This is a genomic window from Endozoicomonas sp. Z74, from assembly GCF_057680865.1.
Genome location: NZ_JBLYZI010000074.1, coordinates 19,458 through 28,640, shown reverse-complemented (window position 1 = coordinate 28,640; position 9,183 = coordinate 19,458). Strand labels below are relative to the sequence as shown.

At 52.5% G+C, this 9,183-nt stretch carries 10 protein-coding genes and 1 pseudogene; 2 read left to right on the top strand and 9 right to left on the bottom strand.

Annotated elements, in window-relative coordinates:
* Window positions 1-302: 302 nt before the first annotated feature.
* From ACNRUY_RS18555 to ACNRUY_RS18520, 8 genes are all read right to left on the bottom strand, one after another.
* On the bottom strand, window positions 303-1,079 hold the full coding sequence (locus tag ACNRUY_RS18555; protein WP_488113142.1) for an SDR family oxidoreductase: 777 nt from the start codon (window positions 1,077-1,079) through the stop codon (window positions 303-305).
* Window positions 1,080-1,505: 426 nt separating this feature from the next.
* On the bottom strand, window positions 1,506-2,732 hold the full coding sequence (gene nqrF, locus ACNRUY_RS18550) for an NADH:ubiquinone reductase (Na(+)-transporting) subunit F (protein WP_488113141.1): 1,227 nt from the start codon (window positions 2,730-2,732) through the stop codon (window positions 1,506-1,508).
* A 15-nt stretch (window positions 2,733-2,747) separates the two neighbouring features.
* Window positions 2,748-3,344, bottom strand: coding sequence for an NADH:ubiquinone reductase (Na(+)-transporting) subunit E (gene nqrE / locus ACNRUY_RS18545; protein ID WP_488113140.1), 597 nt, complete (start codon window positions 3,342-3,344; stop codon window positions 2,748-2,750).
* Between the two features lie 3 nt (window positions 3,345-3,347).
* Window positions 3,348-4,013: an NADH:ubiquinone reductase (Na(+)-transporting) subunit D gene (locus ACNRUY_RS18540; RefSeq protein ID WP_488113139.1), complete on the bottom strand. Its 666-nt coding sequence runs from the start codon at window positions 4,011-4,013 to the stop codon at window positions 3,348-3,350.
* The gene (locus ACNRUY_RS18535) at window positions 4,013-4,810 is read right to left on the bottom strand and encodes a Na(+)-translocating NADH-quinone reductase subunit C (protein ID WP_488113138.1); all 798 of its coding nucleotides are present in this window, start codon (window positions 4,808-4,810) and stop codon (window positions 4,013-4,015) included. Before ACNRUY_RS18535 ends, ACNRUY_RS18540 begins: the two co-directional genes overlap by 1 nt.
* On the bottom strand, window positions 4,810-6,009 hold the full coding sequence (locus ACNRUY_RS18530; protein WP_488113137.1) for an NADH:ubiquinone reductase (Na(+)-transporting) subunit B: 1,200 nt from the start codon (window positions 6,007-6,009) through the stop codon (window positions 4,810-4,812). Before ACNRUY_RS18530 ends, ACNRUY_RS18535 begins: the two co-directional genes overlap by 1 nt.
* A 3-nt stretch (window positions 6,010-6,012) precedes the next feature.
* A complete protein-coding gene (locus ACNRUY_RS18525) occupies window positions 6,013-7,350 on the bottom strand; it encodes a Na(+)-translocating NADH-quinone reductase subunit A (protein ID WP_488113136.1) in 1,338 nt (445 codons plus the stop codon).
* Window positions 7,351-7,461: 111 nt separating this feature from the next.
* Window positions 7,462-7,614, bottom strand: a complete 153-nt coding sequence (locus tag ACNRUY_RS18520; RefSeq protein ID WP_488113135.1) for a hypothetical protein — start codon at window positions 7,612-7,614, stop codon at window positions 7,462-7,464.
* 293 nt (window positions 7,615-7,907) lie between these two features.
* On the opposite strand from ACNRUY_RS18520, the pseudogene ACNRUY_RS18515 reads away from it, so the two are divergent.
* Both ACNRUY_RS18515 and ACNRUY_RS18510 read left to right on the top strand, forming a co-directional pair.
* Window positions 7,908-8,153, top strand: a pseudogene (locus tag ACNRUY_RS18515) (RING finger protein); the annotation flags it as partial.
* Window positions 8,154-8,207: 54 nt separating this feature from the next.
* The gene (locus ACNRUY_RS18510; RefSeq protein ID WP_488113144.1) at window positions 8,208-8,690 is read left to right on the top strand and encodes a hypothetical protein; all 483 of its coding nucleotides are present in this window, start codon (window positions 8,208-8,210) and stop codon (window positions 8,688-8,690) included.
* A gap of 62 nt (window positions 8,691-8,752) precedes the next feature.
* Here ACNRUY_RS18510 and ACNRUY_RS18505 read toward each other — a convergent pair whose 3' ends face one another.
* Entirely contained in the window at window positions 8,753-9,148 is a 396-nt protein-coding gene (locus tag ACNRUY_RS18505; protein WP_488113134.1) for a DUF2799 domain-containing protein, read from the bottom strand.
* Between the last annotated feature and the right edge of the window lie 35 nt (window positions 9,149-9,183).

Here is a 9,183-nt window from a genome sequence, read left to right as displayed (position 1 = left end):
CCGGAAATACCTTGTGCATCACCGGCAATGGGTGAGGGCGGCAGAGTTTTATGGAGGACACCGATCTGCTCTGGGGACATCATGGGTATGGACTTCAGGATGTCTTGGAATTGCTGAGGTTTCATGGCTGGAACTCCACTTTACACGACAATTCTCATGCTCAGGGAGTATAGACCATGTTAGCAACATTTAATTTGAACAGCGCCAGAAGCCATTGAAATATTCGTACACTGAAAAAACTTGAAAATCATCGACGATAATAAAAAACCCAACCAAATCAGTAAAATGGCTGGGATTTCCGTTTACGCTCCCTTGCGAATAATTTTGAAATTATTCCAGGCTTGGGAAGTGGGCATCACTTCCAGGCTATTGATATTAATATGAGCAGGCTGCCTGGACAGCCAGAGAATAATATCGGCAATATCTTCAGGCTGAAGGGCATTGGTTCCTTTATACAGGGCATCGTACTTTTCCTGATCCCCCTTGAACCGCACCAGTGAAAACTCACTCTCACACAATCCAGGCTCCAGGCTGGTGACCCTGACACCGGTACCCGCAAGGTCACAGCGCAGATTCCGTGAAAACTGGGCTACAAAGGCTTTGCTAGCCCCATAAACATGACTCCCCGGATAGGGCCAGCTACCCGCTATAGAGGCCAGGTTGATAATGGTGGCCCTGGGCTGCTGTTTCAACAGAGGCAGCAGGCAGTGAGTGACATTCACTAGTCCTGTGACATTGGTGTCAATCATAGTGTGCCAGTCCTGAAGGCTGGCCTCATCCGCAGGGCCTGACCCAAGCGCCAACCCCGCATTGTTGACCAGCACCTCAATATTCTTGAAGGCGTCGGGAAGGCTGACAACCATGTCCATAACAGCTTCGTTATCACGAACATCCAGTGTTACTGTATGTACCGAAACCCGGGATCTCAACTCTTCAGCCAGTTTCGTCAGTCTTTCGGTTCTCCGCCCGGTGATGATCAGCGGGTAGCCGTTCTCGGCAAAAAGCCGGGCGCTGGCCAGCCCAAAGCCTGACGTGGCGCCAGTTATCAATACAGTTCCTGGTTGATAACAGGTGTTCATAAACTCCCCCTTTGAAAACGCATTTGATCCAAAAAACAATTCTCTATTGTACGCTTATCTGGCCTTTCTATGGACATATACTGACAACCGCTCCCCGGTAACTACTTCATACGTTACTCTACCTCCTGCTAATACTTTTGTTGCGCTTCGCTATGCGAAGCAGCAACCTACTGCATTTCAGAATTTGTAGAAAAATGTTGTAAAACCTCAAGGTTGGGCAACTTTAACGTAGGTTGCTGCTGAACGTAGTGAAGCGCAACTGAAAAGACACAGAAGCGATCAGAGCCTGGTCATCAGAGGCCATCCCGTCCATATACTGGCAACTGCTCCCTGCGTTGCCAGCATACAGGCCATCCATGGCCATAAAAAAACCGGAGCGGGTGAAGGCTCCGGTTTTCGTTGGATCAAAGGTTGAGTCAGGGGCAATCAGCCACCAAAGTCATCCAGAAGGATGTTCTCTTTTTCAACACCCTGATCTTCCAGCATTTTGATCACTGCAGCATTCATCATGGGTGGTCCACACATGTAGAACTCGCAGTCTTCAGGAGCCGCATGATCCTTCAGGTAGTTATCAAACAACACCTGATGGATAAAGCCGGTCTTGCCTTCCCAGTTGTCCTCGGGCAGAGGATCGGAAAGCGCCAGATGCCAGGTAAAGTTCTCATTCTCTTCAGCCAGTTTGTCAAACTCTTCCACATAGAAGGCTTCACGGAGGGAACGGGCACCGTACCAGAAAGAGATCTTCCGGGTAGACGACAGACGCTTGAGCTGGTCAAAGATATGGGAGCGCATGGGTGCCATACCGGCACCACCACCCACAAATACCATCTCATTGCCGGTCTCCTTGGCAAAGAACTCACCAAAGGGTCCGTATACGGTCATCTTGTCACCGGGCTTCAGGTTAAAGACGAAAGAGGACATCTTGCCCGGGGCAAAATCGGTTCCCGGAGGCGGTGACGCGATCCGGATGTTGAACTTCAACAGCCCTTTCTCTTCCGGGTAGTTGGCCATGGAGTAAGCCCGAATAGTCGGCTCGTCCACTTTGGAAACGTACTTCCACTGGTCAAATTTGTCCCAATCCCCACGATACTCTTCCTGAATATCGAAGTTCTTGTACTCAACGGTATGGGCAGGGCATTCCAGCTGGACATAACCACCGGCACGGAAGTTAACATCCTCACCTTCAGGCAGCTTCAGCACCAGTTCCTTGATAAAAGTGGCGACGTTGTCGTTGGAAACAACTTCACACTCCCACTTCTTGACGCCGAAGAGTTCCTCTTCAACCTCAATTTCCATATCCTGCTTGACCGCCACCTGGCAGGACAGGCGCCAGCCTTCCTTCTCTTCACGCTTGGTGAAGTGGGCACGCTCGGTGGGCAGCATCTCACCGCCTCCGGAAAGCACCTTGCACTTACACTGGGCGCAGGTACCACCGCCGCCACAGGCGGATGGCAGGAATACCCCGGAGTCGGACAGCGTCGTCAGAAGCTTTCCGCCCGCAGCAGTGGTCACCGCTTTTTCAGGATCTTCGTTGATCCCGATGGTCACATCACCGGTACTGACCAGTTTCGAGCGTGCTGCCAGAATCACCACCACCAGTGCAAGCACGATGATGGTGAACATGGCAACGCCATAGATCACATTTAAATCCATATCGTTCCAATCTCCTTACAGCTGAACGCCAGAGAATGACAGGAAACCCAGCGACATCAGGCCCACTGTAATGAAGGTGATGCCCAGACCACGCAGCCCCGGAGGCACGTCACTGTACTTGAGCTTTTCACGGATACCAGCCAGGGCAGCAATGGCCAGTGCCCAGCCAACACCCGCACCAAATCCATACACGACCGATTCACCCACATTGTAATCACGCTGAACCATGAACAGAGAAGCTCCCATAATGGCGCAGTTTACGGTGATCAGTGGCAGGAACACCCCCAGGGCGTTATAAAGAGCCGGAACAAACTTATCCAGAAACATTTCCAGAATCTGTACCAGGGCAGCGATAACTCCGATAAAAGTAATCAGTCCCAGGAAGCTCAGATCGATGCCCGCCACCAGGGCGCCATCTTTCAGGATGTTCTGATAAATGATGGTATTGATGGGTACAGTAATGGTGAGCACCGCAATAACGGCAACCCCCAGTCCCAGAGCCGTTTTCACCTGTTTGGAAACGGCCAGGAAGGTACACATACCCAGGAAGAAAGCCAGTGCCATGTTTTCCACGAACACCGCTTTCACAAAGAGTGAGATGAAATGTTCCATGGCTTAGTGGGCCTCGCTGAATTTAGTGTTGGGCGCAATCTTGAATTCCGCCTCTTCAACCTGTTCCGGCTTCCAGCTGCGAATGGCCCAGATCAGCAGACCGATCAGGAAGAACGCACTGGGCGCCAGCAGCATCAAACCGTTGGGTACATACCAGCCGCCGTTGTTGATGGTGGGCAGAATCTCCACACCAAACAGGTTGCCGGCACCAAACAGTTCACGGAAGAACGCCACAATCAGCAGCACCGCACCATAACCAAGACCGTTACCAAAACCGTCCAGGGCAGACAGTTTCGGACCGTTCTTCATGGCAAAGGCTTCCGCACGACCCATAACGATACAGTTGGTAATGATCAGGCCCACGAATACAGACAGCTGCTTGGAGATGTCATAGGCATAGGCTTTCAGGATCTGATCCACCACAATAACCAGGGACGCAATGACCGTCATCTGACAGATAATACGAACACTGTTAGGTATGTGGTTGCGAATCAGGGATACCGCCAGGTTGGAACAGGTGGTCACACCGATGACCGCCAGCGCCATAACCAGACTCACCTGCATGCTGGTGGTCACCGCCAGGGCCGAACAGATCCCCAGGATCTGCAGGGTGATCGGGTTATTTTTTACGACCGGTTCCAGCAGGATATCTTTGGTCTTCTCAGACATTATGCATCCCCCGCTTTAAGGTTATTCAGGAACGGCTTAAAGCCATTTTCACCCAACCAGAACTTGATCAGGTTTGTGACCCCATTACTGGTCAGTGTGGCACCGGCCAGACCGTCCACCTGGCTGACCGCCTTGGGACTGGCTGGGTCCACTGCCCCTTTGATCAGCCCGAGAGCGACATCACCCTCACTGCCATAGACCTTCTTGCCAGGCCATTTGGCTTTCCAGATGGGGTTGTCCACTTCACCACCGAGTCCGGGGGTTTCCGCCTGGTCGAAGAAGCCAAAGCCCTTGACGGTATCCAGGTCCTTCTCAAGGGCCATGAAACCGTACATGGTGGACCACAGACCATAGCCGTGTACTGGCAGAACCACGGTTTCAATCTTGCCGTTCTTTTCAACCAGATAGACTTTCGCTACATCGGCCTGACGCTTGATGCCCGCAATGTCCTGGGCCCCGGCCAGTGCCTTGGAGGCTTTCGGGTCCTTGGCCGCATTGCGCTGATCGTATTGATCCACCGTCAGACCTTCAGAGGTCTTGTCAATGAACTTTCCGGTTTTCAGATCCACCAGACGGGGCTTCACCTGTTCATACAGTTTGGCCACTTCACCTTTATTCAAGGATCGTGCGTCCTGGGTAAGACCGGAAATATTCAGAATGTTACGCTGGACATCCAGCACCACATTCTCCTGCTGGGCTGGTTTGAGAAACACCGCCGCCGCAGACACCATAATGGAGCACACCAGCGACAGTAGAACTGTGACCAGCAGCGTCTTCTTAATCGTATCGTTTCCCATCAGGCCCGAGCCTCCCGACGCTTGATATTGGCCTCTACCACAAAGTGGTCAATCAAAGGCGCAAACAGGTTGGCAAACAGAATGGCCAGCATCATACCTTCCGGGTAAGCCGGATTGACGGTACGAATCAGGATCACCATCACACCAATCAGCGCACCATAGAACCAGCGGCCGGTGTTGGTCATGGACGCCGATACCGGGTCCGTGGTCATGAAAATCAGACCAAAGGCAAAGCCACCCAGCACCATGTGCCAGTACCAGGGCACCATGAACATGGGGTTGGTTTCTGAACCAATCAGGTTGAACAGGGTTGCGGTAGCGATCATGCCCAGCATGGTGCCGGCCACGATTCTCCAGGAAGCAATTCCGGTTACCAGCAGAACAGCACCACCGATAAAGATCGCCAGAGTGGAGGTTTCACCAATGGAACCCTGCATCACACCCAGGAAGGCCTGCATCCAGCTCAGGGAGTGCTGCAGCGCTTCCACACCACCCTGCTGGGCAATGCTCAGGGCCGTTGCTCCGGAGAAGCCGTCCACTGCCGTCCATACCAGGTCACCGGAAATCTGTGCCGGATAGGCAAAGAACAGGAAGGCCCGTCCGGTCAGTGCCGGGTTCAGGAAGTTCTTGCCGGTTCCCCCGAAGACTTCCTTACCGATCACCACACCAAAGGAGATACCCAGGGCTACCTGCCACAGGGGAATGCTCGGTGGCACAATCAGGGCAAACAGGATGGAGGTAACAAAGAAGCCTTCGTTGACTTCATGGCCACGGACAATGGCAAACAGCACTTCCCAGAAGCCGCCCACAAAGAACGTCACCGCATAAACGGGCAGGAAATAAACCGCACCATAAATCATGTTATCCCACAGGCTGGCCGGATCATGACCTGCCAGCATGCCAATCAGCATTCCGTGCCAGTCAGCGGGCGCTGCCAGTCCACCGGCAATGGCGGTATTGGCCTGGAAGCCAACGTTCCACATGCCGAAGAACATGGCCGGAAAGGTACACAGCCAGACGATGCCCATCATCCGCTTCAGGTCGACGGCGTCACGAACATGGCTGGTGTTGTGGGTTTTATCCGCAGGGGTGTAGAGCAGCGTATCTGCCGCTTCAAACAGCGCATAAAATTTTTCGTATCTACCGCCCTTGACGAAATGGGGCTCCATCGAGTCAAGGAGTTTTCTTAATGCCTTCACTGATCAGCCCTCCAGCTCAATACGGGTCAGGTTGTCACGCAACAGTGGACCGTACTCATATTTGCCGGCGCAAACATAAGAACACAGAGCCAGGTCTTCCTCTTCCAGTTCCAGCGCACCCAGCTTCTGGGCGGTGTCGGTATCACCGACAATAATAGCGCGCAGTAACTGAGTCGCCAGAATATCCAGGGGCATCACTTTTTCGTACTGGCCCACTGGAACCATGGCGCGCTCACCACCATTGGTGGTGGTGGTAAAGTTAAACAGACGCTTGCTGCTCAGAGCTGACGTCAGCACTTTCAGCACTGAGTGACGGTCCACGGTGGGGTTAACCCAACCCAGGAACAGACGCTCATCGCCTTCTTCCAGAACCGACACCTGATTGTGGTAACGCCCCAGGAAGGCAAACGGCCCGTTGGCGGTACGACCACCAAAAACGGAGCCGGAAATCGTACGATTACTGCCCGCTTTCAGTTCACCGGCACAGAGTTCATCGGTGTTTGCCCCAAGACGGGTGCGAACCAGACGTGGTTTTTCAACCTGAGGACCTGCCAGAGAGACCACACGATCCGTAAACAGCTGGCCGGAGGTGAACAGTTTGCCAACCGCAATCACATCCTGATAGTTGATCTGCCAGACGCTTTTGGTAGCAGAAACCGGGTCAAGAAAGTGGATATGGGTGCTGGGCAGTCCCGCCGGGTGAGGGCCGGAGAACTCTTCAGACGTGGCAATACCCGCAGGGATGTTGGCCCCGGGCGCCTTGCACAGATAGATTTTACCGCCACTGAGCTTGCCAAGGATATTAATGCCCTGTTCAAAAGCTTCCGCCTGCTCCTGAATCACGGGTTCCGGATTGCCAGCAAGGGGATGAGTGTCGATGGCCGTTACAAAAATAGACGCAGGACGTGTGCCCAGTGCCGGCACCTTGCTGAATGGCCGGGTTCTGAGAGAGGTCCAGAGGCCAGACTCATTCATCAAAGCTTCAACCTGATCAGCCGTCAGCCCAGCCAATTCATCCGCCTGATAAGCAGTGAAAGACTCGTGCTCTTCGTTGCCGTCCACATCGATCACGACGGATTGCAGCACCCGTTTTTCACCACGGTTAATGGCTGCAATGGTACCGCCGGCCAGAGCGGTGTACCGGATACCCGGTGTTTTCTTATCGGTAAAGAGCAACTGCCCTTTTTTGACTCGATCTCCCACAGCAACCGCCATTGTGGGCTTCATACCCACATAGTCAAAGCCGACAACGGCGACAGAACGAACAGTCCTGCCTTCCGAAATGCTTTGTTCAGGCGATCCTGAGATCGGGAGATCCAGCCCCTGTTTGATTTTGATCATACCTTTCGCCTAATCAATCAAGTTGAGGTCAGGAACAACCCGTCTCTCCGGTGATACGGCTGCACTGAAAGGAGGGCTTCAGCCCCTTTTCCGGTCAGAGTTGAACGCACTTCAGAAGCGTTGAACACTGACCGCAAGAGCCTGACGAATCCCGGAACACTGAACAGCAACCACCGAGGCCAGGGAAGGTGTCTGGCTGCGCAGGGCGAAAACCCCGAGCAACTGGGCTTCGAAGCAAAGTAGCAAGCGCACCCAGGTGACCATACCCTGTTCTCCAGTGTTACAACTGCTGCTGTGAATCCGGCAACCTTCGGGCTACCCGTTCAGACACAGAAAAAATCCTGCTTCAGTTAAAGCAAGATTCCCGTGGGCAAAGATAGACACGCGTCGTTAAGTGAGAACTGGTGTTCCTCTTTTTCAGCCGAAGCATGATCGGAAAATCCGTACCTGAGCCTTATCCGCAACATCACCGATGAAAATGGTGGCGCAATTATAAAGACACTGAGGGGGATATGCCATACTCAACCCCCAGTTATTGACAGCAAAGCCCAGTCAGCATGAACAAAAGAGCCCACCTTGCGCGGAAACCTCGCTGCTTCCGCCATTACAAAGGAACGACTCAGGCTATTTTATCAAGCATCTTGCCATCAGCCTGTTGCCTGCTGTTTTCACCACTGTCTCACCCCGGAAACAACTGCGACATATGCCAAGAAAAGATCGACGAGGAAAGCCCACGGTCGACTCTTGAGTGCAAGCACTGCTTCCATGATGAATGCATAAATCCCTTTGAAATTGCACCTGCATGCCCAGCCTGTTTATTACAAAATATAGGAATAGAAACTCCAGAGAACACCCACATGATCTTGAGTGTTTGGAAATCAGCTGCTGGCCATAAACTACAAGCAACTAAAGAAAAGGTTTCTGCAGCAGCTAAGAGGGTCTCTTTAGCAAAGAGCCATGTCATTTTTCTCCAGGAACTCCTCCTCTATGAAACACTGCCTGAAGAGGAAAGGTCACTCATCTCTTTTGGCGAGACAACCAAAGCACTTATGTCATTAGGAGAAGCAATAGTATGCATTCCCGGCCAACCATCCTCCTTACTCCTAACCTTTAACTCACGCCAGTCAGCAGCATTCACTCTCTCTAACCTGGTCGATATGGTACAACAGCCACCAACGCTATCACCCAATCTCTATGACCTGCTTAACAGAGCAAAACAACACCTGGAAAAAGAAGAAAAACAACTTGCGGATTTAAAGAAAAAGCAAAGACAGGATGAGCAGGCTCTTAAGAAGTGGACAAAAAAGATCCAAAGCTCACCCCATACCTCTGATCAATGAGTACTCAGCTCAAGCACAAATACAGCGGCAAAATCCACACTCAAATCTCACCGGCCTCCCCTTCAACTTTCAAACTCTGTCAGCATCCCCAGAAAATAATCATCCAGCCCATTCTGCCACTGCTCCCTGACCTCTCCGGACTGGCGGGTACGATCACACTGACCTTGGTACTCACGACCGGACAGCCCTGAAAAATAGGCCGAATCAGACTGACAGAACTGAGTCAGCCCCTGCAGATAACCAGCCCGATACTGACTGACCGCTTGAGGATCTGAAGCTTCGCCTCCAACAGCCAGCTCATTCAAATCCGTCGCTCCTTTTACGGGCCACCCCATCTGCCCATCCCGGACACCAAGCGCCTGCCACTGCCCGTTCTGGGCCATTTCCTGCTGCGATGGCATGGACGTGCATCCTGTCAAAATGATCACCAACCCCATCACCAAGGATTTCGTTTTCATTGCCTTCCCTCTCTGTCCGTCAATGGTTCTGCTTG

Coding starts and splice junctions, on each gene's coding strand:
- ACNRUY_RS18555 (WP_488113142.1), bottom strand. CDS start 1,079: ATGAACACCTGTTATCAACCAGGAACTGTATTGATAACTGGCGCCACG.
- nqrF (WP_488113141.1), bottom strand. CDS start 2,732: ATGGATTTAAATGTGATCTATGGCGTTGCCATGTTCACCATCATCGTG.
- nqrE (WP_488113140.1), bottom strand. CDS start 3,344: ATGGAACATTTCATCTCACTCTTTGTGAAAGCGGTGTTCGTGGAAAAC.
- ACNRUY_RS18540 (WP_488113139.1), bottom strand. CDS start 4,013: ATGTCTGAGAAGACCAAAGATATCCTGCTGGAACCGGTCGTAAAAAAT.
- ACNRUY_RS18535 (WP_488113138.1), bottom strand. CDS start 4,810: ATGGGAAACGATACGATTAAGAAGACGCTGCTGGTCACAGTTCTACTG.
- ACNRUY_RS18525 (WP_488113136.1), bottom strand. CDS start 7,350: ATGATCAAAATCAAACAGGGGCTGGATCTCCCGATCTCAGGATCGCCT.
- ACNRUY_RS18520 (WP_488113135.1), bottom strand. CDS start 7,614: ATGGTCACCTGGGTGCGCTTGCTACTTTGCTTCGAAGCCCAGTTGCTC.
- ACNRUY_RS18510 (WP_488113144.1), top strand. CDS start 8,208: ATGATCTTGAGTGTTTGGAAATCAGCTGCTGGCCATAAACTACAAGCA.
- ACNRUY_RS18505 (WP_488113134.1), bottom strand. CDS start 9,148: ATGAAAACGAAATCCTTGGTGATGGGGTTGGTGATCATTTTGACAGGA.